The 24,413-nt window shown below is 37.0% G+C and carries 29 protein-coding genes and 2 pseudogenes; 5 read left to right on the top strand and 26 right to left on the bottom strand.

Features of this window, described 5'->3' with window-relative positions; all coding sequences use genetic code 11:
• Window positions 1–62 precede the first annotated feature (62 nt).
• From OCV53_RS07115 to OCV53_RS07105, 3 genes are all read right to left on the bottom strand, one after another.
• Complete coding sequence (locus OCV53_RS07115; protein ID WP_055197372.1) at window positions 63–560, bottom strand: PTS sugar transporter subunit IIA; 498 nt, start codon at window positions 558–560, stop codon at window positions 63–65.
• Window positions 553–1,410: a BglG family transcription antiterminator LicT gene (licT, locus tag OCV53_RS07110; RefSeq protein WP_022374975.1), complete on the bottom strand. Its 858-nt coding sequence runs from the start codon at window positions 1,408–1,410 to the stop codon at window positions 553–555. The genes OCV53_RS07115 and licT overlap by 8 nt, the downstream gene beginning before the upstream one ends.
• A 366-nt stretch (window positions 1,411–1,776) precedes the next feature.
• Window positions 1,777–2,538 (bottom strand): N-acetylmuramoyl-L-alanine amidase, encoded by a 762-nt coding sequence (locus tag OCV53_RS07105; RefSeq protein ID WP_055197370.1) that lies wholly within the window; start codon window positions 2,536–2,538, stop codon window positions 1,777–1,779.
• 102 nt (window positions 2,539–2,640) lie between these two features.
• On the opposite strand from OCV53_RS07105, the gene OCV53_RS07100 reads away from it, so the two are divergent.
• Entirely contained in the window at window positions 2,641–3,453 is an 813-nt protein-coding gene (locus OCV53_RS07100) for an HAD family hydrolase (protein ID WP_055197368.1), read from the top strand.
• A gap of 168 nt (window positions 3,454–3,621) precedes the next feature.
• Here the strand turns inward: OCV53_RS07100 and OCV53_RS07095 are convergent, their stop codons facing one another.
• From OCV53_RS07095 to OCV53_RS07065, 7 genes are all read right to left on the bottom strand, one after another.
• The gene (locus OCV53_RS07095) at window positions 3,622–4,248 is read right to left on the bottom strand and encodes a methylated-DNA--[protein]-cysteine S-methyltransferase (protein ID WP_055197366.1); all 627 of its coding nucleotides are present in this window, start codon (window positions 4,246–4,248) and stop codon (window positions 3,622–3,624) included.
• A gap of 175 nt (window positions 4,249–4,423) precedes the next feature.
• A complete protein-coding gene (locus tag OCV53_RS07090; protein ID WP_055197364.1) occupies window positions 4,424–4,918 on the bottom strand; it encodes a VanZ family protein in 495 nt (164 codons plus the stop codon).
• Window positions 4,919–4,927: 9 nt separating this feature from the next.
• Entirely contained in the window at window positions 4,928–5,950 is a 1,023-nt protein-coding gene (rfbB, locus tag OCV53_RS07085) for a dTDP-glucose 4,6-dehydratase (protein WP_055197362.1), read from the bottom strand.
• Window positions 5,951–5,960: 10 nt separating this feature from the next.
• A complete protein-coding gene (rfbA, locus tag OCV53_RS07080; protein WP_055197360.1) occupies window positions 5,961–6,842 on the bottom strand; it encodes a glucose-1-phosphate thymidylyltransferase RfbA in 882 nt (293 codons plus the stop codon).
• Between the two features lie 30 nt (window positions 6,843–6,872).
• Window positions 6,873–7,427, bottom strand: coding sequence for a dTDP-4-dehydrorhamnose 3,5-epimerase (gene rfbC, locus OCV53_RS07075; RefSeq protein ID WP_009265363.1), 555 nt, complete (start codon window positions 7,425–7,427; stop codon window positions 6,873–6,875).
• A gap of 39 nt (window positions 7,428–7,466) precedes the next feature.
• A complete protein-coding gene (rfbD, locus tag OCV53_RS07070) occupies window positions 7,467–8,312 on the bottom strand; it encodes a dTDP-4-dehydrorhamnose reductase (protein WP_055197358.1) in 846 nt (281 codons plus the stop codon).
• A 57-nt stretch (window positions 8,313–8,369) separates the two neighbouring features.
• Window positions 8,370–9,551 carry a MerR family transcriptional regulator gene (locus OCV53_RS07065; RefSeq protein ID WP_055197356.1) on the bottom strand — a complete coding sequence of 394 codons (1,182 nt, stop codon included), beginning with the start codon at window positions 9,549–9,551 and terminating at the stop codon, window positions 8,370–8,372.
• A gap of 373 nt (window positions 9,552–9,924) precedes the next feature.
• Here OCV53_RS07065 and OCV53_RS07060 point away from each other — a divergent pair, with 373 nt between their 5' ends.
• Window positions 9,925–10,530 (top strand): GNAT family N-acetyltransferase, encoded by a 606-nt coding sequence (locus OCV53_RS07060; RefSeq protein ID WP_055197354.1) that lies wholly within the window; start codon window positions 9,925–9,927, stop codon window positions 10,528–10,530.
• On the opposite strand, the gene OCV53_RS07055 is transcribed toward OCV53_RS07060, so the two are convergent.
• From OCV53_RS07055 to OCV53_RS06995, 13 genes and pseudogenes are all read right to left on the bottom strand, one after another.
• On the bottom strand, window positions 10,502–11,026 hold the full coding sequence (locus OCV53_RS07055; protein WP_055197352.1) for a pyridoxamine 5'-phosphate oxidase family protein: 525 nt from the start codon (window positions 11,024–11,026) through the stop codon (window positions 10,502–10,504). The genes OCV53_RS07060 and OCV53_RS07055 overlap by 29 nt on opposite strands.
• A gap of 67 nt (window positions 11,027–11,093) precedes the next feature.
• Window positions 11,094–12,257, bottom strand: a complete 1,164-nt coding sequence (locus OCV53_RS07050; protein ID WP_022375093.1) for a cation diffusion facilitator family transporter — start codon at window positions 12,255–12,257, stop codon at window positions 11,094–11,096.
• Between the two features lie 94 nt (window positions 12,258–12,351).
• On the bottom strand, window positions 12,352–13,593 hold the full coding sequence (locus OCV53_RS07045) for a 3-isopropylmalate dehydratase large subunit (RefSeq protein ID WP_055197350.1): 1,242 nt from the start codon (window positions 13,591–13,593) through the stop codon (window positions 12,352–12,354).
• Between the two features lie 4 nt (window positions 13,594–13,597).
• Entirely contained in the window at window positions 13,598–14,089 is a 492-nt protein-coding gene (locus OCV53_RS07040) for a LeuD/DmdB family oxidoreductase small subunit (protein ID WP_055197348.1), read from the bottom strand.
• A 26-nt stretch (window positions 14,090–14,115) separates the two neighbouring features.
• Window positions 14,116–15,360 carry a 3-isopropylmalate dehydratase large subunit gene (locus OCV53_RS07035; protein ID WP_055197345.1) on the bottom strand — a complete coding sequence of 415 codons (1,245 nt, stop codon included), beginning with the start codon at window positions 15,358–15,360 and terminating at the stop codon, window positions 14,116–14,118.
• Between the two features lie 4 nt (window positions 15,361–15,364).
• Window positions 15,365–15,841, bottom strand: coding sequence for a LeuD/DmdB family oxidoreductase small subunit (locus OCV53_RS07030; protein WP_022374443.1), 477 nt, complete (start codon window positions 15,839–15,841; stop codon window positions 15,365–15,367).
• Window positions 15,842–16,029: 188 nt separating this feature from the next.
• A complete protein-coding gene (locus tag OCV53_RS07025; RefSeq protein ID WP_022374444.1) occupies window positions 16,030–16,470 on the bottom strand; it encodes a S24/S26 family peptidase in 441 nt (146 codons plus the stop codon).
• Window positions 16,467–16,736 carry a PqqD family protein gene (locus tag OCV53_RS07020; RefSeq protein WP_022374445.1) on the bottom strand — a complete coding sequence of 90 codons (270 nt, stop codon included), beginning with the start codon at window positions 16,734–16,736 and terminating at the stop codon, window positions 16,467–16,469. The genes OCV53_RS07025 and OCV53_RS07020 overlap by 4 nt, the downstream gene beginning before the upstream one ends.
• A 187-nt stretch (window positions 16,737–16,923) precedes the next feature.
• Window positions 16,924–17,067: pseudogene (locus OCV53_RS12530) on the bottom strand (potassium transporter TrkG); the annotation flags it as partial.
• A gap of 27 nt (window positions 17,068–17,094) precedes the next feature.
• Window positions 17,095–17,178, bottom strand: a pseudogene (locus tag OCV53_RS12430) (hypothetical protein); the annotation flags it as partial.
• 88 nt (window positions 17,179–17,266) lie between these two features.
• Window positions 17,267–18,019, bottom strand: coding sequence for a GTP pyrophosphokinase (locus OCV53_RS07005; RefSeq protein WP_055197341.1), 753 nt, complete (start codon window positions 18,017–18,019; stop codon window positions 17,267–17,269).
• A 78-nt stretch (window positions 18,020–18,097) separates the two neighbouring features.
• The gene (locus tag OCV53_RS07000; RefSeq protein WP_022374448.1) at window positions 18,098–18,871 is read right to left on the bottom strand and encodes a sulfite exporter TauE/SafE family protein; all 774 of its coding nucleotides are present in this window, start codon (window positions 18,869–18,871) and stop codon (window positions 18,098–18,100) included.
• 1 nt (window position 18,872) lies between these two features.
• Complete coding sequence (locus OCV53_RS06995; RefSeq protein WP_022374449.1) at window positions 18,873–19,307, bottom strand: MarR family winged helix-turn-helix transcriptional regulator; 435 nt, start codon at window positions 19,305–19,307, stop codon at window positions 18,873–18,875.
• 624 nt (window positions 19,308–19,931) lie between these two features.
• Between OCV53_RS06995 and OCV53_RS06990 the strand changes: the two genes are divergently transcribed.
• The 3 genes from OCV53_RS06990 to OCV53_RS06980 are packed head-to-tail and all read left to right on the top strand — an operon-like array spanning window position 19,932 to window position 21,005.
• Window positions 19,932–20,135 (top strand): spore coat associated protein CotJA, encoded by a 204-nt coding sequence (locus OCV53_RS06990; protein WP_055197337.1) that lies wholly within the window; start codon window positions 19,932–19,934, stop codon window positions 20,133–20,135.
• Window positions 20,135–20,398: a spore coat protein CotJB gene (locus OCV53_RS06985; protein ID WP_022374451.1), complete on the top strand. Its 264-nt coding sequence runs from the start codon at window positions 20,135–20,137 to the stop codon at window positions 20,396–20,398. The genes OCV53_RS06990 and OCV53_RS06985 overlap by 1 nt, the downstream gene beginning before the upstream one ends.
• A gap of 1 nt (window position 20,399) precedes the next feature.
• On the top strand, window positions 20,400–21,005 hold the full coding sequence (locus OCV53_RS06980; RefSeq protein ID WP_022374452.1) for a manganese catalase family protein: 606 nt from the start codon (window positions 20,400–20,402) through the stop codon (window positions 21,003–21,005).
• A gap of 236 nt (window positions 21,006–21,241) precedes the next feature.
• Here the strand turns inward: OCV53_RS06980 and putP are convergent, their stop codons facing one another.
• The 3 genes from putP to OCV53_RS06965 all read right to left on the bottom strand — a co-directional run bounded on the left by putP (window position 21,242) and on the right by OCV53_RS06965 (window position 24,383).
• A complete protein-coding gene (gene putP / locus OCV53_RS06975; protein WP_022374453.1) occupies window positions 21,242–22,762 on the bottom strand; it encodes a sodium/proline symporter PutP in 1,521 nt (506 codons plus the stop codon).
• Window positions 22,763–22,880: 118 nt separating this feature from the next.
• Entirely contained in the window at window positions 22,881–23,066 is a 186-nt protein-coding gene (locus OCV53_RS06970; RefSeq protein ID WP_055197335.1) for a PspC domain-containing protein, read from the bottom strand.
• 30 nt (window positions 23,067–23,096) lie between these two features.
• Window positions 23,097–24,383 carry a glycoside hydrolase family 10-like protein gene (locus OCV53_RS06965; protein ID WP_055197333.1) on the bottom strand — a complete coding sequence of 429 codons (1,287 nt, stop codon included), beginning with the start codon at window positions 24,381–24,383 and terminating at the stop codon, window positions 23,097–23,099.
• Window positions 24,384–24,413: the final 30 nt, after the last annotated feature.

Below are 24,413 nucleotides of genomic sequence, written 5' to 3'. Positions count from 1 at the left end.
TTTACTTTCATTTTTACTTTTAGTTTTTCATGTTTTCCTTCTCTTTTGGTTACTTATCTTAGTTATTCTTTTGTTAATTGTATCACCTCATCTCCCGCTTGCACTTGTTGTCCTGTTAAACATTTTGTGATCTTATAACCACTTAAGTTCGTTATTACAATTGGCGTTGTGACTTCATATCCTGCCTTTGCAATCTCCTCAATATCAAATGTAAGCAAAACGTCTCCTGCTTTTACATGGTCTCCTGTATTGACATGTGCTTCATAATACTTTCCATTCAACTCCACAGTATCAAGACCTGCGTGAACGATCATCTCTAATCCATCTTCTCCTTGAATACAAACTGCATGCTTTGTATCCATCACTGTAGCTATGGTTCCATCAATTGGAGAAACAACTGTCCCATTTGATGGATGGATTGCTATTCCAGGTCCTAATAATTCCTGGGCAAATGTCTGATCATTTACTTGATCCATCGGGATTGTTCTTCCATCTTCTGCTGCTTTGACTGAAATTATCTTTGCGTTTTTTTCAAACATCTTTTTTAATGTATCAAACATTTTCTTCTCCTTTTTCTATACTGTTTTTTCTGATCCTTTCGATATGCATCGTAAGATAAGCAATCTCTGCTGATGTCATATCTTTTTTGTATTGTTTTTTGATAAAACTCTTAATGTATCGTGCACACTGATATTCTTCCGGACAGATCTTCTGTATCATCTCCTGTACGTCATTATTCATATCATCCATTCGCTCTGATGCAAATAACTTTCTTGATAAGAATTTCAAATGTGTGATAAACCGCTCATAGCTAAGCGATTGAGTATCTATCTCCAAATGAAAATAATTCTTTACCTGCTCCATGACATCTTCTAAAAATTGTGTGATCTTTAATGTGTCCCTTACTCTCGTGTCAAATTCTGCACTCACGATATGTAATGCGATCGATGCCGCATCATCCATTGGCAAATCGATATGAAGCTTCTGCTTTATCATTCCTAGAGCATACTCTCCAAGTGCAAATTCCTTCTCATAAAACAATTTCACTTCCCGCAACATCGGGTTTGGAAAATTCATATGGTCTTCATATCTTTGAATCGCAAAATGAATATGATCTGTTAATGTCACATAAATATTCTCATTCAATTCTGTGCCTAAACTTTGCTTGGCATGTTCGATGATCGCTGTTGAAATTTCAAACTGTTCCATCGGAAGATCCTGTAAGATTTCTTTTAATTTTCGAATCATTTTCGGATCTTCTAATCGAAAAATCTTCTGAATCTTCTTCTCATCAACTGGTTTTCCTTCCTTTCCCTGAAAACCAACTCCTGTTCCAACAACAATGATCTCCTGACCGTCTTCATCAATGCTGCTTACTACATTGTTGTTCATTACTTTATCTATTTTCATAATCTTCTCTCCATTGTAATGGAAAATATATATCAAATATAATTTCTATATTTTCTAATTTCAAATAAAAAGAAAACCACATTTTATAAACATGAAAAGTCTGTGCCTTTCATACTTATAAAATCCGGTTTTGCCTGCATTACCAGTGACAATCCTAAATATTCATACTATTGAAGTCACTTTATTCATTTCTTTAACTTGTTTTTATTCTATCAGCATTTTGCACAAAAGTCAATCTTTTATTTATTTTCTTTTCATTATTTTAAACAATACTTATTGAGTGTTTCTTAACTGCTGGTGCGTGCCACGTCTTAAAATTCTTATGGCGGCGCACCTTGCAGTATCTGCGTATTTCTCTTATTGAGATTATTTCTTGATAACAAGTGTGTCATATCCTTTTTTCTTCAGTTCATTTTCGAGTCTTACTGCTTCATCAAGCGTATTGTATTCCCCAATCTGGACTGCGTAATAAGGATCTTCATAGACAATATCTCCTTCATATCCATCTGCTACCGCACGATTTAGAGCATATTGTGCATTGGAGAAATTGCGGTATAATCCAATCTGAACTCTGTAGATTCCCCGCAGCGCTTCTTTTTCATCCCCGATCGTCTGCATGATCCCATCTGCAATCGCCTGTGCGATCTGTTCAAATTTCTCATCAAATCTTTGATTGTCCTGATCGGAATTTAAAAATCCTGCTTCGATCAGGATCGCAGGGATTTTTGTTCTTTTTAATACGGTAAGATTTGGCCGTTCTTTGACTCCAATATTTCGAAATCCTACTTGTTCTAAGTTTACATTCACATTTCTCGCCATCTCAGCTTTGATTCCATTGTCATCAAATACCAGAGTTTCAACCCCTTGATATTCATTTGCATTGGGACTTGCATTTCTATGAAAAGAAATAAAATAATCCGCTCCACTTTCATTGCCAAGTCTTGCTTTCTCCGATGGAGACTGGTAGATATCGCTTTTTCTTGTGTAGGAAACTGGAACTCCATTTTGCTCTAAGATCTGTCCGACAGCGAGTGTCAGCCTTAAGTTGTCGTCTTTTTCTTTTCTTCCATCGTACTGAGCTCCATTATCATAACCGCCGTGTCCAGCATCTAGAATCACTCTTGCCATAATTCATACTTCCTGCAGTTCTTTCTTGTATCAGACTATGCAGATTTTATAGTTCTGTGTTATCATTGAACTATATAAATGATGAGTAAAAGGAGATTTTTTATGAAAAACGTGAAAGCTGTTATGTGTGATATCGATGGAACTTTATTAAGCAGTAACGGAATCGTCACACCTAAAACCATTGAAGCAATCAAAAAACTTCGTGAACACAGGATTTTATTTGGTATCTCTACTGGAAGAGATGTTCCAAGTGTCAAGCATTTATTAAAAGTGTGGGGAATTGATGGACTTGTTGATCTTATGGTTGGCAGCAATGGCGGAGAAATCTATGATTATGCGGATGATTATTATGAGATGAATTATCCATTGCCTGGAAACCTGATCTTAGAGATCATGAAACATTTTGAAGATATGGATGTGAATTTTGCGATTCATGGAGATGGGGTTTTGTATACTCCAAAAGAAGATGATCTGATCAAATCTTTATCTGATACAGATCAGCTGCCTTATGAAGTCATTGATTTTAATGAATTTTTAAAGCAGGATCAATTGAAACTTCTGATCACTTGTGCTCCTGAGACGATGCCTGCTGTCATTGAACGAAGCAAGACTTTCCATAATGAAAAATTTAAATCCGCATGTCTTCAGACAACAAAACTTTTATTTGAATTTATGGATCCTCGAATTTCTAAAGATTTTGGATTAAGAAAAATTATGGAAAAACGCGGTTTTACAATGGAAAATCTTTGCAGTTTTGGGGATGCTGATAATGATTATGAGATGACACTTCATGCTGGCGTTGGCGTTGTTATGGCTAATGGTAGTGAGAAAACGAAGAGTGTTGCGGATTATATTACAGATGATAATGATCATGATGGGATTGGAAATTTTATTGAAAAATATTTAATAGACTGAGTTATTGGCAGAATATTATAAAATCATTTATTTTTTAATATATTCTCCTCTGACTTCTCCATTTGGACTATAAATAGATTCTACTCCGTCAAAAGAATATCCATCGTACCATTCTTAAAATATCTTTTCATTACTTATAGTATGTATTCTGCGTTAATCTTGCTTAATCTATAAATCTATCCCAAATTTATTCAAATCAACCTTCCCATCTACGACCTGAACTCCGTCTTCTTCTAATAACTTTCTCTGTCTTCCTTCTCCGCCGAATGCGAAGGCTCCTGCAAGTTCTCCTTTGGCATTGACTACCCTGAAGCATGGAATGTGTTCTGGGTCTGGATTTTTGTGCAGGGCGTTTCCGACGGCTCTTGACATCTTTTTGTTTCCTGCCATAGCTGCCACCTGCCCATAAGTTGCGACATGTCCTTTTGGGATTTGTTTGACTGCTTCGTAAATCCTTTTGGTTGGGCTGTCTGTGATGATATCGTAACTTTCTTTGATCATTTTTTTGATATCTTTTTCTGGTATGGTTCCATCTAAGATGATCGTATTCCAGTATTTTTTATTTTGGTGATATCCTGGAATGACAGCATCGTAAGCTTCTCTCCAGAAGTCTCTCCATTCTGGATCAACTTTGATATTAAGATTAATATAACCATCTTTTTCATAGATCCACAGGAATGCTTTTTTACTTCCTTTAACTCTTACAAGTTCCCAATTTGGGTCTTTGAAAGGAGCTTCTACGTATGTATGTGGGAAGCTTAGGCCGTAGGTAATTGCCTGTTGTCTTGTCTGCATGGAAATCAACTCCTTTTTCTTTTTTCTATACCATATTTTAACACATAAAAAGAGAAAAAATATAAGAGTCTGTGCGAATAATCTCACAAATAGACTCTTATATTTCAAAAGGAAATTTTAACTTTGATATTCATCAAAAAATTCATATGTTAAATTAACATCTTTCAATTTTGTTCTAAATGCAATACAAATGTTCGAATCGTTGTCCTTTTGTAATCATTGAAACCATAATCCCACAAAATGCCCCACAACTATCAATCATCACATCAAATACTTTTCCTTCTCTCCCTGGAACAAATAATTGATGGATCTCATCAGTTGACGCATACCCTGTAGAGATCAACTGTGCGATCAATACTGCTTTCTTTCGATCCTTCACATCACAGGATACTGCCTTATAAGTAAAGAATCCAAGGACTGCATACTCTGTAAAATGTGCTGTTTTTCTAACGAATGTATGCACTGCTTCCGCATGCATCATAAGATCTGCATTGGAATGAATCTTGAAGAATCCAAAAAAACTTAAGATCCTTGCTAATTCTTTTGCATACCCAATACTCATCCCCGCAGAGGATGTCCCATTTTTTGCGGAAAATGAAAAAATTAAAATCATCAAAACGAGTGTTATCCCCCAGTATAACACTCGTTTTGTCTTCTTCTGTACTCTCATACAGTTCTCCTATAAACGGTTTCCGTACATCTTATCAAAATAGTTTGCGTACTCTCCAGATAAAATGTTCTGCCACCATTCTTTGTTATTTAAGTACCATTCAATGGTCTGTGCGATTCCTGTGTCGAAGTTGTATTTTGGTTTCCATCCAAGTTCTGTCTCTAATTTTGTTGGGTCGATCGCGTAACGCATGTCATGTCCTGGACGGTCTGTGACAAATTTGATCAGGCTTTCTGGTTTGTCTAATGCTTTTAAGATTGTCTTTACAACTTCTAAGTTTGTACGTTCGTTATGTCCACCTACGTTGTAAACTTCTCCGACTTTTCCTTTATGAATGATCAGGTCAATAGCTTCGCAGTGGTCTGATACATGTAACCAGTCACGGACATTTTCACCTTTTCCGTAGACTGGAAGTTCTTCATCTGCTAATGCACGGCTGATCATTAATGGAATCAGTTTCTCTGGGAAATGATATGGTCCATAGTTGTTTGAGCATCTTGAGATTGTCACAGGAAGTCCAAATGTTCTGTGGTAAGCTAATACAAATAAGTCTGCGCTTGCTTTAGAACTGCTGTATGGGCTTGATGTGTGCAGTGGTGTTGTCTCTGTGAAGAATAAGTCTGGGCGGTCTAATGGAAGATCTCCGTATACTTCATCTGTGGATACCTGATGGTAACGTTTTACACCATATTTCTTTGCTGCATCTAATAATACAACGGTTCCTTCTACGTTTGTTCTTACGAAGATCGATGGATTCTCAATAGAACGGTCTACATGGCTTTCTGCTGCAAAGTTTACAACGATATCGAATTTCTCTTTCTCGAATAAATCCATGATAAATTCACGGTCTGCGATATCACCTTTGACAAATTTGTAGTTTGGTTTGTCTTCCACTGGTTTTAATGTCTCAAGGTTTCCTGCGTATGTTAATAAATCTAAGTTTACGATCTCATAGTCAGGGTATTTATTTACCATATGATGAACGAAGTTTCCACCGATAAATCCGGCTCCTCCGGTTACTAATATTTTCATGTTCTTCTCCTTATTTATCTAAAAATTTTCCTGCCATAACATCCATTAAATACTGTCCATACTGATTTTTCTTTAATGGTTCGATATCTTTTAATAACTGGTCTTTTGTGATCCAATGATTTAAGTATGCGATCTCTTCTAGGCATGCAATCTTACGATGCTGGTGAGTTTCCACTGTTTTTACGAAGTTTGTTGCTTCCACCAAAGACTCATGTGTTCCTGTATCTAACCATGTGAATCCCTGTCCAAGTAATTCAACATCTAACTGTCCATTTTCCAGATAGATCTTATTTAAATCTGTGATTTCTAATTCTCCTCTGGCAGATGGTGTTAACTGTTTTGCATATTTTACAACGTTATTATCGTAGAAATATAATCCTGTGACACAATAGTTTGATTTTGGTTTTTCCGGTTTTTCTTCGATGGATACTGCTTTTCCATCAGGATCAAACTCTACGATTCCGAAACGTTCTGGATCATCAACATAATATCCAAAGACTGTTGCACCTTCTTTTTTATTTGCCGCACGTAAGAGACGTTTCTTTAAGCCGTGTCCGTGGAAAATGTTATCTCCAAGAACCATAGCTACGCTGTCATCTCCGATAAAGTCTTCTCCGATCACAAATGCCTGAGCAAGTCCGTCTGGGGATGGCTGTACGGCGTATGATAAGTTCACTCCAAACTGATGTCCGTCTCCTAATAAAGACTCAAATCTTGGTGTGTCACTTGGTGTGGAAATGATCAGAATATCGCGGATTCCTGCATTCATTAATACAGATAATGGATAGTAGATCATTGGTTTATCATAAATTGGCAATAACTGTTTGGATGTTACCATTGTTAATGGGTACAGTCTGGTACCGGAACCTCCGGCAAGAATAATTCCCTTCATTTGTCTTCCCTTTCTCCCTCTGGGTGCTTCTTAAAACTTAAATGTATCTTTTAACCCCTTCCATTTCTGATCTTTTTCAGAAATGATCAGGTCAACTCCTTCTTCTAATGGCCATTCAACTCCGATCTCTGGATCGTTCCATGCAAGTCCACCTTCGTCTCCTGGATGGTAGAAGTCTGTGCATTTGTAGCAGAATTCTGCTTCATCGGATAATACTAAGAATCCATGTGCAAATCCTTCTGGGATGTAGAACTGTTTCATATTTTCTGCGGATAATTCAACACCGAACCATTTTCCATAAGTTTTGGAATCGGATCTTAAGTCAACTGCTACGTCAAATACTTTTCCTCTTACTACACGTACTAATTTTCCCTGTGGAAACTGTTTCTGGAAATGTAATCCACGAAGTACGCCTCTTGTTGACATAGACTGGTTATCCTGAACGAATACCATATCAAGTCCTGCTTCTTTCATGTCGTTCTGGTTGTATGTTTCTACGAAATATCCTCTCTCATCTTTAAATACTGTTGGTTCGATAACGTAAAGTCCTTCAATGTCGCAAGGTGTTACTGTAATTTTTCCCATGATGTTTTCTCCTTTTTTGAATTTAATCTTCGATTTATTTTAATAGTCAATCTCTTTTAAGTATCTGCTTAAGGCATCCTGCCATATTGGTAATGGTTGAAATCCATTGGCTGTCAGTTTGCTTTTGTCCATTCTGCTGTTGGATGGGCGTTTTGCTTTCGCTGGATATTCGTCACTGCTGACTGGTGCAACGGATACATCCATGCCTGCCTGTTTAAAGATTTCACAGGCAAATTCATACCATGTGCAAAGACCTTCATTTGTTGCGTGATATCTTCCATATTTGTCTGTCTGGATCATATCGACTAATAATCTTGCAAGGTCGTATGTGTAAGTTGGTGAACCTGTCTGATCATTAACAACTGTTAGGTGATCGTGTGTCTTTCCTAAGTTTAACATTGTTTTGATGAAGTTCTTTCCATTTACTCCAAATACCCATGCGATACGGACTGTGAAAAACTTCTTCACATGTTCTTCGATGGCAAGTTCCCCTTCGTATTTTGTCTGTCCATAGACATTTAAAGGTTCTCTCTCATCATCTGGTTCCCAAGGTCTTTTCCCCTGTCCGTTAAATACATAGTCTGTGCTGATATACATCATTTTGATATCTAATTCTTCACAGACTTTTGCGATATTTTCTGTTCCCTGTGCATTGACTTTTCTGCAGATTTCTTCGTTGTCTTCTGCTGCATCAACGGCTGTATATGCTGCACAGTGGATCACTGCATCTGGTGCTGCTTCTTTGATCACTTTATTTACCTGGTCAGCATCTGTGATATCCATTTCATCGATATCCACACCAATTCCTTCAAGTCCCTGTTTTTCTAGTTCGTTCATTACGTCGTAGCCAAGCTGTCCTTTGACTCCTGTTACAAAAACTCTCATAACTCCTCCTTTATGATGTTATATATCTTACATATACATTTCATTATCATTCGCTTCTTATGGTTGACATATAAAAATTCCGGCAGATTTTGTGATCTTGATCACGCCTCCCTCTGCCATCTTCTTTCTTACAAAGTCTTTAAATTCTAAATAACGATGGTTTAAATATTCATGCTGATTTCCATGGCAGGATAAAATGTAGGAAATGAGCGGTTCCGGCTGATCAACTAACAATTCATCTTTGTAGTCAACTTCTTTTACTTGTGAGAATACTTTCTTTAATTGCTCTTCTCCATTTTCAAGACCAAAGACATCATATAATTTATGATCGGAAAGTGTGATCCTTTCATCAAAATCTTTGATCAGCTGTGTGATCTCCTGCATGTGACTGCTTCCATAAGTACTGCAGATAAATGTTCCTTCTGGTTTTAGAACTCTTTTGATTTCTTTCAGTGCTTCCTGCCGGTCTTCTAAATAAAATAATACATGATTTGCGATTACTTTATCAAAACTTTGATCGTCTTTTGGAATCTTTCTGCAGTCGATCATCTGGTAAAAAATCTGTCCATTTCCATCTCCGACGTATTTTCTGGCATCTTTTACCATACCTTGTGACTGGTCAGATAAGATAACATGAACATCTTCTGGAAGTTTTTTATTCTTCCATAACTCTCCTGTTCCACATCCTAATTCTAGTACTTCGTCTTTTTCTTTTAAGTTTAACTGCTCGTAAATCCAGTCAAACCATGACTGTGGATTTTGTGAATATTTTTGATGAAGTCCGATACGGATATCTAGATTTGATGCATTTTTATATTGTTCTACTAATCCTTTTTCCAGATTGGTTACATGGAGAAGATTCATCATCTGTGTCCAGTCAATTTTCTCTTCATTTGCCATCTTTTGTTCCATCTCTTCTAAGGATTGTTCTACCAGTTTCAAATGTTCCATCTTCTTTTGTACAAGATATAACTGCAAGCTGATTGATTCTTTGATAAAATCCTGGTCTTCATCATTGATCGTCATCGTCATGATCTCTTCTAAGGAAAATCCGAGGTATTTTAATGACAAAATCTTTTGTAATTTGGCAAAATCGGCATCAGTGTAGAGACGGTATCCGTTGTCTGCGACTTTACTTGGCTTTAAGATGCCTTGACGGTCGTAGTAGCGGATCGTTCTTAGGGTTACATTGGCTTTTTTTGCAAATTCGCCGGATGTGTAGTAGCCATCTTTTGTCATTGTCGTCCTCCTTTGGTTTTCTCTTTATAACGTTATCATAAAGGGTGACGTAAGGGAAGTGTCAATAGGAAATTTTAATTTGTGGTTGGTTGGCCAACTGGAGTCTTTCTGTATATGATAAAAAATAAATAATAGTCTGAAAAAGCAGCTAGAGAATTTTGCCTTTCCAGACTATTATTTATTTTTTATCATACACCTGAAGATTATAGTGCTGAACCCACAATATGGTGGAAATTCTAGAAGGTGTGTATGGAGAATGGTATTGGTTGCGAAAGTACTTTCTATTTCATCCACTTCACGTGACTTTTCATTTAATAATTTATATACTTTAATTAATTCGTTATTATTTTAGATTTCAAGGAGGTTTTTGTTTATGCTTGATAAGTCTCTTGTTTATAAAGATATTGTGATGTGTCTGCCTTTTGAGGAGTTAAAAACTCTTAAGGTTCCTGTTTTGCCTGATGGTTATTCTTATAAGATGTTTGAGCCTGGGGACAAGGTTGCTTGGGCGAATCTTGAGGTGTTGGTTGGGGAGTTTGATTGTTTTGAGGATGCTTCTGCTTATTTTGCTAAGACTTTTTTAGCTCATGAGGAACTTTTGGCTGACAGGGTTTGTTTTATTGTGAATCCTGAGGGAGAGATTGTTGCTACTACGAGTGCTTGGTTTAAGACGGATGGGGATGTTCGTTTTCCTTTGATCCATTGGGTGTCTGCTTCTCCTAATGAACAGGGCAAGGGGCTTGGGAGGGCAATTGTTTTGTTTGCTTTGTCTCGTTTTCTTGTTGTTGAACCGGATGCTGATTTTGTTTTTCTTCATACGCATACTTGGGCTTACAAGGCTGTTGGTATGTATCAGAAAATGGGATTTCGGATTACAAAAAAAGCCCTGCCGACTAGCAGGACTGATTTTTCTTGTATAGATGTTTTAAAGGATGTACTTCCTGATTCGATCACTGCTCATCTTCTAGAGGAAGATTAAGATGCTGTCTGGAATCGCAACCTTCCTCTTTAAATTTTGAATTCAGGAAGTCGATTTCTGTAGGTATTACTTTGATCAGATTCATTGGGTATGGCATCTTTTCGATAGCTGTTCTTGGGATTTTCTTGTATTCTAGTACTTTATTGTATTCATCACTGAACGGCTCTATGATCTGTGTCTTACCCATGATCTGCATTCCTGCTAGTTCTCCGAAACCTTGATATGATTCGTAGATGGCTAGACTTACATTTTCGTTCGTGTACAGACCTCTGAATTTTCGTCCACCTTCGGATAGGAGATAGAAATTGCCATCGATATAATTGTATTCAATTGGTGTACAGCGGACGATATCATTAGCGGAAGTTGCTAAGGCACAGGTGTTATGTTCTTTGATGAAATTTTCTATGTGTTTTAACAATTTCTCTGGTTCCATGTGTGTTGATGTTTTATCTTTGTTTACCCAATAGTTGATGATCTGTTCTTTTTCATTGTCCATTTTGATTACTTCCTTATACCCATTACGATCAATATTTTTATAAATTTTGTACCTATAACTTAGTACGCTAAAATCTATCAATCCTAATAACCGCATAATATTTCCCTACCATTTCATTCTTAATCTCTTCCTTAATATCCTTCACAATTCTCTCCGGATCATACTCTTTCCCATAAGGCACCACAAGATCAAAAATAACATTCGTATGTGTCGGACCTTTCACCATTCGAAAATCGTGTACTGATAATGTCTTATCATATTTTTCAACAATCTCCAAAACTTCTTTTCTCGTCTCATTTACTTCCGCATCATCCGTCACAACCGGATCCATATGAATCGTTGCTTCGCAGTGGTATTCTTCCATCAGACGCATCTCAATATGATCCATCAGATCATGCACTTCCATCATATCTTTGTTGTACGGAACTTCTGCATGTAAGGAAACAATTCTTCTTCCAGGACCATAATCATGTACTACAATATCATGAACTCCAATAACCATCTTATGATTTAAGACAGTTTCTGTGATCTTTGCAATCAGTTCTGGATCTGGCGATTCTCCTAATAATGGATTTAAAGTATCTTTGATAGATTCATAACCGCCCCATAATACAAAACATGCCACAAAAATTCCTACAATTCCATCAATATTTAGATGAAAATAATGAAAAACTAACATTCCGCCGACAACTGCTGCGGTTGATATACAGTCATTTAAGCTGTCTGCTGCGGTTGCTTTCATTGTCTCTGAATGAATTCTCCATCCGATTCCTTTATTAAATAAATACATCCAAAACTTTAATGCAATTGAAATCGCTAAAATTACATAAGAAATCCATTGTTCCGTAATTACTTCTGGGTGAATCACTTTCTCTACAGATGTTTTAAATAATTCAAATCCCATCATCAGGATCAAAATAGATACCACTAGTCCTGATACATATTCCATCCTTCCATGTCCAAATGGATGATCTTCGTCAGCTGGTTTTCCTGCAATATCAAACCCTACCAATGTAATGATAGAGGATGCTGCATCGGATAAGTTGTTAAATGCATCTGCTGTGATTGAGATCGCACCTGTGATGATCCCTGCAAAAAATTTCGTTGCAAACAGGAAGATATTACAGCAGATTCCTACGATTCCTGCCATCTTTCCATATGCATTTCTTACTTTGCTGTCCTTTATATTTTCTTTGTCTTTAATAAATAGTGATATTAATAAGTTTGTCATAAAAAACTCCATATATAGTGCAAATGGGAGTCCTAAGGACCCCCAATGTGTTTTTTCTTTATGTCTATGAGGATCTTTTACCCCATATATTCCTTTATGCTTCTACGATCTTACCTGCGATTGCAGATGCTGCTGCTGTTTTTGGAGATCCTAAGTAGATTTCTACTTTAGATGTTCCCATTCTTCCTAAGAAGTTACGGTTATTTGTTGCAAGAACACGTTCACCATCTGTCATGATTCCTCCTGCACGTCCGCAGCATAATCCACATCCTGGATGTGTAATGATCGCTCCAGCTTCGGCTAAGATCTTCATATATCCAGCATCGACTGCCTGTTTGTAGATCTTACGACTGGCTGGTGTTACGATCAGTTTTACATAGTCAGCAACTTTCTTTCCTTTTAAGATCTCTGCTGCTACCTTCAGATCTTCTAATCTTCCATTTGTACAAGATCCGATAAATACCTGGTCAAGTTTGGTTCCTTCAACTTCTTTGACCGCTCTGATCTTGTCTACCTGTGATGGACATGCTACCACTGGTACTAAATCTTCTGCTTTGTATGTGATCGTCTGGCAATACTCGGCATCTTCGTCTCCGTATAACCAGTCAACATCTGCTAAATCTACCTGAGAATATTCAGCTGTTTTCTCATCTGGTGCAAAAAGTGCTGCTTTGGCTCCGGCTTCGATTGCCATATTTGACATTGTCATTCTTGCTGCAACGCTCATCTCATCAACGGTACTTCCTGAGAATTCTAGTGCTTTGTATGTAGCTCCTGCTGCAGTTAAATCTCCGATCAGTCGTAAGATGATGTCTTTGGAACTTACATTTTCAGGAAGTTTACCATCGATAACAACTTTGATCGTCTCTGGGACACGTACCCACATTTCACCTGTTCCAAGGATCGCTGCCATCTCTGTGTAACCGATTCCTGAAGAGAAACATCCAACACAACCATAAGTTGTTGTATGAGAGTCTGTTCCGAATACAATATTTCCTGGTTTCGCATATCCGCATTCTGTCATTAACTGGTGGCAGATTCCGTCACTTCTATGAACGTGTGTCATACCATATTTCTTAGCAAATGCATCACCGATCTTAAAATGTCTGATATCATCTGTTGTACTTGCTGGTACCATGTGATCATAGATCAGTACAACTTTGTCTGGATCCCATAACTTTGTAAATCCCATTTCTTCGAATTTTTCTGCTACAAATGGAATAAAGATATCATGGATCATAACACGATCTACATTAACTGTCTGGATCTGTCCTGGTTTTACACTGTCAACACCAACGTTTCTGCTGATTATCTTTTCAATCATTGTCTGTCCCATATCTTTATTTCACCCCGTTTCTTTTCTTCATGGCTTCTACCAATCCACCTGCGTTGATGATCTCCATTAAGTTATCTGGAAGAGAATGGATTTCATAATCAACACCATTATGTGTGATCTTCTCACCTAATGTAACTTCGATCTCATCGCCTTCTTTGACTACATCCTGAATCTTATCATTCTCGATCAGCAGTAATCCATTGTTGATGGAATTGCGGAAGAAAATACGTGCAAATGATTTGGCAATGACGCATTTTACTTTTAATGCTTTGATGATCTCTGGTGCCTGTTCTCTTGAAGAACCGCAACCAAAGTTGCTTCCTGCTACGATAATATCTCCTTCACCGATCTGTCCTGCTAATTCTGGACGAAGTGGAGAAAATCCGTACTGTTTCATATCTTCTACGGTTGGAAGTGCCAGATATTCTGTTGGGATGATGATATCTGTATCGATATCATCTCCAAGCACCCAAACCTTACCTTTAAACTGTTCCATATCTATTCTATCCTTCTCTCTTAAATCTAGTCTGCTGTTGTGATCTTACCTGCGATCGCTGATGCTGTAACTGTCGCTGCGGATCCTAAATATACATAAGAATCTGGATGTCCGGCACGTCCTTTGAAGTTTCTTGTTCCTGTGGAAATTAAAACTTCATCTTTACCGATGACACCCTGGCAACTTCCCCAGCAAACACTGCAGTTGCAATTCATAACCATTGCTCCGGATTCCATGAAGATGTCGATCAGACCTTCATCTAATGCCTGTATATAAACTTCATTAGAAGCCGGTGCGATCAAGAATCTTACGCTATCGCTTACTTTCTTTCCTTTTAAGATTTCAGCTGCAACACGTAATTCTTCGATACGTCCGTTATTGCATGATCCTAAGAATGCTTCATCAATCTTCACATCAGCAACTTCTTTGGCATCCACAACGTCATCGATCTGATGAGGTCTTGCAACAACTGGTTTGATCTCATCTAAGTTGATATCATAAACTTTCTCAAATACCGCATCGTCATCACTCTTAAATAAGTTCTCTGCCTTTCTTCCACGGCTTTCTACATATTCTACGACTTTCTCGTCTGGTTCAACGATTCCAGTCTTAGCTCCTGCTTCAACTGCAAGGTTACAAAGAACTAAACGTTCGTCGATATCAAGGTTATGAGCACCTTCTCCAGCAAATTCCATGATCTTGTAGTTGCATCCATTTGCCCCAACCATTCCAATGATAGAAAGCATTAAATCTCTGGCATATACACCTTCTCTTAATTTACCATGCAGGTTAAAACGGATCGTATCTGGAACTAATACCCAAGACTGTCCTGTCACCATCGCATATAAGAAGTCTGTACATCCGATTCCTGTACCGAATGCTCCTAATGCTCCGTATGTACATGTATGAGAGTCTGCACCCATGATAAATTCTCCTGGGCATACATGATTTTCTACCATGATCTGATGACAGACACCTTTTCCTTCATATAATTTGATCTGATGTTCTTTTGCGAAATTACGCATCTTTCTATGTGCTGCTGCTGTCTTTGGATTCTCTGCAGGCACGTTATGGTCCATGATAAATACCAGTTTATCCTTATCTGCGATCTTTGGATGCTTTAACTGGTTATGGTACATATCAATTGTCAAATGTGTTGTTCCGTCATTACTCATTAAGCGGTCAACTTCGATCGTATGGATCTCTCCTGCTTTTACCTGATCTACTTTCGCAGCTCTTGCGATAATCTTTTCTCCAATGGTCATTCCCATGTTACTATTCCTCCCCTTCATTTAAGAAATTGATCAATCCGCCGTGATCCAGAATATTCTGCATATATGGTGGCAGTTTGGTACATGGAAGGGTTTCGTTTTCTGTTTTGATCCATCCTTCAGACAGGTTGATATCAATGTCAGCTCCGTCTTCCACTTTATCGTATAAGTCTTTGCTGATGATCACTGGTAATCCAATGTTGATTGAGTTTCTATAGAAGATTCTTGCAAATGATTTGGCAACCACTGCTTTGACACCTAAGGCTTTTAGTACGCTTGGTGCCTGTTCTCTTGAGGATCCACATCCAAAGTTCTCTCCTGCTACAACAATATCTCCTTCTTTTACCTTCTTGGCAAAGTCTTTATCGATTGATTCAAAAGTATATACTTTCATCTCTTCAATATTTGGTAATAACAAATATTGTGACGCAATGATCTGATCTGTATCTACGTCATTATGGAATTTAAATACACGTCCCATTGATCTTCCTCCTGTTTTGTATCTTTTACTTTTAAGGATACTATAAAATAATGTAAGTGTCAAAAGTATAAATTGCGTAGCAATGAAACAATCTGGATACATCAGAGAGTGGCAAAATTTACTTTTGACACTCTCATCATGGTCTGATAACAAAAAAAGAATGGTAATAAGTAAAATATTACCACTCTTTATCTTCTGATTCCGTATAATTTCATCAATATTCTGCGAAATGGTATCAAATGCAGCCAGATATGCTCAAAAAACTCCCACCAGAAATCTCCTGGTGAGATCCATTTACCTTTTCTCTTTACTTTGATAATGATCGCAAAGACCTGTTCTTTATCAATTGGACCTTCCATCTCTGTCTGTGCATCCCCAATGATAAATAACTTTTCTTTTTTATTGATATGATGGATTCTGTGCATCACATATGCTCCGTCATTTCTCTGAAAAAACACCATATCTCCAACTTTTAATTCTCTTTCTGGCTTCCTCATCAAAATATAATCTCTCTGATGGATCAAAAATGGATTCATGCTACTCCCACTGATCATCATACTGACTTCTTTTCCTTCTTCCACCAGTTCTTTTAATACTGGAATATAAACATCATTTGCTATCTTTCTCATTCATCCAATACCAATCCACGCTCATACAAGGCACTTACAAAACCTATGACATCTCTTGTTGCCGTTTCCCTGTCTACTTCAAATTCGTCCATAATCTTATCAACTAATATCTCTCTTGATTCAGACTCATCCAAATTCTTCCAGATAAATGCTGCTACTTCATTTAATGTGATCATTCCATTAAACTGCTGAGTTGCGGCTCCTGTTGGTACAAGAATTACTTCGCCTGCAATATCACGAAGCATAAAATCTGTATTTCGTTTCATATGCTCCTCCGTTCCATTCCCATTTTGATTATCCTTATTTTATTATATAACTTCAAAAAAAGAAAGACTTGTCTCATAAATTACCGATAAATAAGAAAAAAGGCCATTAGCTACGGCCTTTTTTCTTATTTTTCTTTAATTTCATTTCTTTCCATGTATATGGATTGATCAATAACAGCATTGGGAACTTTAGCATAATGACAAGTCTTGATACTTTCATACCACCACCGGTACTTCCTGCACATGCCCCGGAAAACATCAGCATGACCAAGATAAATTTTGAAAATTCCGGCCATTTATTAAAGTCTGTAGATGCATATCCTGTTGTGGTAAATCCTGAAACTGTCTTCTCATCAATAATGGAAATGTCATGGTTTTCTCCACTTAATTCCTCAACAAGTGTAGAACCAATTCTACCACACCCAACAATGATAATATTCATTTTTTTACCGTCAATTCATTAACACTTTCTTAACAAATTTTTATACTTTTTTTAATACTTGTCCTATTCTGACACAGTCAGTCAAAAATTACAATTTATCTTCTATTAATAGTGTGTCTGTCCTTTGTTTCTTCGTAATACGATCTCTGATTCCCTGCATTCTCTCATCGAGGGCTGCACTTTGTCTTGCACAGTCATAGAGTTCTTCCTGAATGATTTCTACTTCTTCACTGGACAACTCTTTCTTATACCTCATTTTATGGTCAAGGCTTGCCCAGAAATCCATTGCTATTGTTCGAAATTGTACTTCAACGTTAACCATCTTCTTTTCATTTTGTAAAAAGATTGGCACTTGTATGATCAAATGCAGGCTTCGATAACCACTTGGTTTTGGATTCCTGATATAGTCTTTTCGCTCGATCAATGTAATATCATCCTGTTTTAAGAAACTCTCTGCTAATTGATAAATATCATCTGGAAATGAACAGATAACTCTTACTCCTGCTATATCTTTTAAATTTTTCTCAATATCTTGCAGATTTAAAGGAATATTTTTTCTTCGGATCTTCTTTAAAATACTGTCATACGATTTAACTCTTGTCTTAATGCTTTCAATCGGATTATTGTCGTATTCTAGAGATAGTTCATGGTTTAATACCCTAAATTTTGTTTCAACTTCCATGATCGCACATTCATAGTATGACATTAAAAGATCAAAGGGTTTCCTATTTTGATGCATAAAATTTAGAAATTCATCGGATAAAAGGCTTTGTCTTACAAACTCCTCTCTTCTTGCATCTAATAAAGCTTTTCCCTGCTTTTTTAACTCATCGATTATCATGCTGTATTTCGACTCCTTTTTTATTTAATAGTTTGATTTTATCACTCTTTTCCTTGATCTTTCAATATTTTTCATCATTTATAGCATAGAAAATCCAAGAACAACGATTCCAAGGATCACAAGAATGATTCCTGTTGCCCTGTTTAATGTTTCTGGGGTCGCTTTATTTGCAAATCTTGCTGCGATCCTTGCCCAGATCAGGGTAAATGCAACACATAAGATAAACACCGTCCAGTCTGGTGCCCCACCGATCATAAAGTGGGATGCGGCTCCTGTAAATGCGGTAAATGCCATAATAAAGACGCTAGTTCCTACCGCTGTTTTTAACTCATATCCTAATACGCTTGTTAAGATCAGTAACATCATCATTCCACCACCAGCGCCGACAAATCCACAGATCAGTCCGATCATCATTCCACAAATGATGGATTGAATTGCTCGTTTCTTTGCTGAAACGCCTTGCATGGCTTCTTTTGTTGTCATAACTGGCTTTACGATAAATTTAATCCCTAATAGCAATGTCATAAAAACTGAGAAATTTCCCATTGTTGCTGCGGGCAAAAGGCTTGCGATATAGCTTCCTGCGACTGTAAACAGTAATACCGTTACCATCATGATCATTCCATTTTTGATATCAAGATTCTTATTTTTCCCATAAATATAAGCTGAAACTGCACTTGCCAGTACATCGGATGATAATGCGATTCCTACAGCCATATATGGATTCATCTTAAGAAATGTAATTAACATCGGACTGATCACTGCTGCTGCACTCATCCCCGCAAACCCAGTTCCAAGTCCTGCTCCCATTCCTGCAAAAAATGTTACTATGATCGTTAATAATATATTCATCTTAGTTCCCACCTTTCAAAATGTCATCTAGATTTTTATCCATTGTTTTCATCACTTTGATAAAAATTTCTTTTTCTTTTTGTGTTATATTATCAAACAAATGATCTACAAATTCTTGTTGTAACTGTTGTCCTTCCCTGATCACTGGCTGTGCTTTTGTCGTACAGACCAGTTTTGTCTTTCTCCGATCTCCTTCAATCGCTTCTCTCTTTAAGTATCCTTCCTTTACTAGTTTGTCCACGTTAATCGATACAAGATTTGCTTTGATATTTCTAACCTTAACGATATCTCTTGCTGTCTGATACTGCAGATTGTTTCCTAAAAACATTAGAATATCAAAAGCTGTCTGTGGTAATTTTAACTTTTTGCATAATGGCTTACATGCATCGTTATATACTTCTAAGAGTTTTCTTGGAAATTCTATATTGATCTTCATTTATTTTTCCTTTCTTTATGTTTAGTTCATATTTGAACTATTCATTTTTGATTTATTATAGCAGATTTTATTGTGATTTTAAATATTTCTCATAAATTTTCTGTAACATAAAAACAGGTGGAAATGAATTTTTCTACTCATTTCCACCTGTTTTATCTGTTGTTTATCCTATTTCTATCTTCTCTTCAATCTTTGCTTCTCTCTTCTTCCAGCTGATAAATCCGTACATATCATTTAGGAAAAAGATCATGAAATTTACTACCACTGGAAAATATGACGGATCTTTGATAGATGCCATAACCCACAAAATAATCAATACAATATCGTTTGACGCATATCCCAGTGCATAATAAGAAGATCATTAGAATCTGTGCCCATACATTACCTTTTGCTGCAAAGATCAAAGATGTTGCTCCAATTAATGCTGCAGTCAATGTTAATATATCTATTTCCCCTGTCATTATATTTGAGATCACTACGATCAGTAATGATCCCAGCCATAAGATCAATCTATTCTATACGAATTTTTATCAAATAACAAGGATTTACACTATAAAAGAAGATTCTCACATTTCTATTTTACATACATACCATGATAATATAAATAAGAAAAGGAGAATATCGATGGATCGATGTTGTTGTAACCAACCGTCTGAAATAAAAAATCATGGACATCGCCATGGCGGTATCGATTCTATGCCTGTTGCAATGCAGTATGTTCCTTGGCAGCATTGGAATCAGATCTATAGTCCAGAAGAGGGATTAAAATGCGGAACAATCTTTCCAGAATTAAATAAACCATTTTATGGGAAAGGGGCGTGCAGATAATGAATCAGTATGATAAGAAAAAACTATTAAACTATATTGATACAGTTAGCTTTGCCCTGATCGATACAACCTTGTATCTGGATACTCATCCAAATGATCAGAAAGCAATCAATCATTTTAATCAATACCAGAAAGCAAGAAAACAGGCGCTAAAAGAATATGCCAGAAATTTTGAACCATTAACGATCGATAGTGCTGACATTGACGATCACTTTACATGGGCAACTGATTCCTGGCCATGGATGAAGAAGGGAGGATGCTAGTATGTGGAATTATGAGAAGCGACTGGAATTTCCTGTAAATATCAAACGAACTGATCCTGCAATGGCCCAGCTGATCATTACACAGTATGGCGGTCCTGATGGAGAACTCGGAGCCTCCCTGAGATATCTTTCACAGAGATTTGCAATGCCTTATAAAAATGTATGTGGAGTATTAACTGATGTCGGAACCGAGGAATTAGCTCATTTGGAAATGATCTGTACCATCGTGCATCAGTTAACAAGAGATTTAACACCAGAACAAATTAAAAAATCTGGATTCGGAGCTTACTATGTAGACCACACAGCAGGTGTATGGCCACAGGCAGCAAGCGGAATGCCTTTTAGCGCAACTACTTTCCAGTCTGTCGGAGATCCGATCACCGATCTAAGCGAAGACCTTGCTGCAGAGCAAAAAGCTCGAACAACTTATGATAACCTGTTAAGAGTTATTGACGATCCTGATGTCAAAGAACCATTGAAGTTCTTAAGAGCCAGAGAGATCGTGCATTTTCAGAGATTTGGAGAAGCTTTGAGAAATGTACAGGATCATTTGGATAGTAAGAATTTCTATGCGATAAATCCTGCTTTTGATTGTAAGAAATTTTAATTTGTGTGGTGGTTGGCCAACTGTAGATTTCGAGTATATGATAAAAAATAAATAAACGATCAGAATTTTTAATGTTATTCTCTACATGGCAGTGATAAGTGATTTTGTGGTTGTTATTTTGTGTTGATTTAACAATACTACTTTTTGGATCAATTATCTACTGCCTTTTTTAATTAAAAAAAAACTGTGCCACAGCCTTGGCAGGCCATCGCACAGCGATTTAGTTCAATCAGAATTTAATCATTAAGACTTTTTGCTCTTTCAAATTCTTCTGCCATAACCTCACTAGGTTCTTCCGTACAAAGACTAACCACGATGATCAGAATAGAAGAAACGATAAATGCTGGTAATAAGCAATAAATTTCAAAAATACCGCCTAATTTAGCTAAAGTAAATGGCCATACCAGTGCAATGATACCACCACTTAACATTCCAGCGATCGCACCTTTTAGGTTTGTTCTCTTCCAGAATAATGCGAACAGTGTTAATGGACCAAATGCTCCACCGAATCCTGCCCATGCGTTTTCTACTAATCCGAAAACAGAGCTGTTCTCATCCATCGCAATAAAAATACCGATCAACGCGATCACGATTGTTGTGATTCTTGAGATCAACAGTACTTTTTCTTCGGACATCTCTTTCTTAAATAATCCCTGGAATAAGTTCTTAGATACACAGGATGATGCGATCAACAGCTGTGAATCTGATGTACTCATTGTTGCAGCAAGAATTCCTGAAAGGATGATTCCTGCCATAAATAATGGAATCAGTCCTTTAAATAAGTGAGTTGTCATATAAATAAAGATTCTCTGGTTTCCATTTCCAGCTAATTCTGCTACATTTGGATATAGTGCTGCTCCTGTAAATCCGATACATACGGCTACACTTAATGAAATCAGTACCCAGATCATTGCGATATTTCTTGATTTCTTTACTTCCTGTGGGTCACGGATTGCCATAAATCTTACGAGAATATGTGGCATACCAAAGTATCCAAGTCCCCATGCAAGTCCTGACAAGATTGGAATGCCACCCTGTGATACTGCATTTCCTGTTGCTGGATCATGATATTTCATGATATCAAAAAATCCATCTAATGCCTGACCATGTGCAACGACATTCGCTACTCCACCTGCGTTGACTATTCCAACGATCAGCACGATCACGATTGCAAATGACATTAATAATCCCTGAATCAAGTCTGTTGTACTTGCTGCTAGAAATCCACCCATAGATGTATATAATACGATAACGATCGCACAGACGATCATACTCTTCTGGTAGTTTAATCCAAATACAGAGTTAAATAGTGTACCGCATGCAGCAAATCCTGATGCTGTGTATACTGTAAAGAAAATAAGGATCATGATCGCAGAGATACTGCTTAAGATCTTCTTATCATCTTTGAAACGGTTACTGAAAAAATCTGGTACTGTGATCGCATTATCTGCAACTTCTGTGTAATGACGTAATCTCTTTGCCACGATCTTCCAATTTAAGTATGTACCAAGGATCAATCCGATAGCTGTCCATCCTGCCTGGCTGAATCCTGTTGCGTATGCAAGTCCTGGTAATCCCATTAACAGCCAGCTACTCATATCTGATGCTTCTGCGCTCATTGCAGTAACCCATGGTCCAAGTCCTCGTCCTCCAAGGAAATAGTCTTCGGATGTCTTCGTCTTTCTGCTGTAAAAGACACCAATCCAGACAACTATTGCCATATAGAGGACCATTGCGATCAATATTGGTAATTTCATATGAATTCTCCTCTTCTTTATGTGTGTTTATCTTCATGATCATAGTCTTATTTGACCCAATTTTTGACATGATTGTCTATTTTATCACATTCTTTAGATTGGTTCAAGAAAAAGACAATTATTCAACACGCTCAGGCATGACAACCGCTGCCACAATATATAATAGCAATCCTGTTCCTGTCGTGCATAATGCTGCTGTAAGAATTCGTATTAGTGTTGGATCTACATCAAAATATTCTGCCAGACCTCCACATACACCAAATAAAAAGCGGCCTTTTCTTGATTTATATAATGTTTTTTTCATTTCTATGTATCATGCTCCTCTCGGATTTTTCTATTTTTTTAAGACTGTTTTTAACTGGCTTACCGCTTTAGAACTTGATTTACTTGTCAGATCCTGATAGTCAAAAAATGCAAATCCATCGACTTTTTTCTTTCTTCCATACTTCACCTGATTCTTTAGGACGTTTTTGTCACTCTTCCATTCTTTACGTTCCGCACTATTTTGTCCTGTATTGTGACCTGCACGGTAAACTCCGATTCCAATATAAAGTTTTACTTTCTTGCTCTTGCAAGCCTTAACCCAACGATCCGTCACTTTGTTAAACTTCGCTGTTGGATGTTTGAATCCCCAGTAAATCTGTGGGCAGATATAATCTACATATTTTTTGGAATTCGTCCATTTATAAATATCTACATAGTAAGAATATTTACTTGTCAGATTATCAATATTACCAGCTGGGCTGATTCCATAAGTAACTTTGGAATTGATCTTTTTGATTGCTGCTTTCATATCCATTACCAGTGTGCTTACCTGTGCACGACGGTATGTATAGATACTCTTCTTATTCTTCTTGTAAGATGATTTATTATATTCTTTCGCATCAAAGGCCGTTTTTACATTCTTACTTGTAAATTCCGGATAAAAATAATCATCCATATGAATTCCATCGACTTTATAGTTCTTTACGATTTCTTTTGCCCCATTGATGATCAGATTACGTACATCTTTCTTTGATGGGTTGTAATACAAACTTCCGTTATATGCAAGTACATTTCTGCTTGTTGATTTCTTAGCATGCCATTTTCTTGCTGGATTATTCTTTGAAAGTTTACTATAATTTGTTGATCCAATTGTTACACGATATGGATTCACCCATGCTTCAATCTTCATTCCATTCTTATGTGCAACATCTACCATGATCTTTAATGGATCATATCCAGGACTTCTTCCCTGTTTTCCAGAAATGTATTTTGACCATGGAAAGTATTTTGATTTGTAAATAGCATCTCCAAATGGTCTGACCTGAACGATCACACGGTTCATTCCAAAACTTTTTTCCTTTTTTACAACCTTTGTAAAATATGTACGAAATGTTTTTGCATTTCTTTTTTTGTTTGTCTCACGATAAGTATCGTAATCATAATAAGAAAACCAGAATGCTTTGTATTCTTCCTGTTTTGTTTTTGTTGTTTTTTTTGCTGCTGTTGTCGTTACTTTTGCTTTTGTCTGTTCACTTGCTGATGCTGCCAGTACCATATGACTGCAGAGATTTGCAAACATAGCACTGACTACCAGCAATGAAATCCATTGTATTTTGCCTAATTTTAAACGTTTCATGATATCTTTCTGATTATAACTCCTTTTTTA

This window comes from Anaerostipes amylophilus, from assembly GCF_025567365.1.
Lineage (GTDB): Bacteria > Bacillota > Clostridia > Lachnospirales > Lachnospiraceae > Anaerostipes > Anaerostipes amylophilus.
This window is presented reverse-complemented; position numbering and strand designations above follow the sequence as displayed.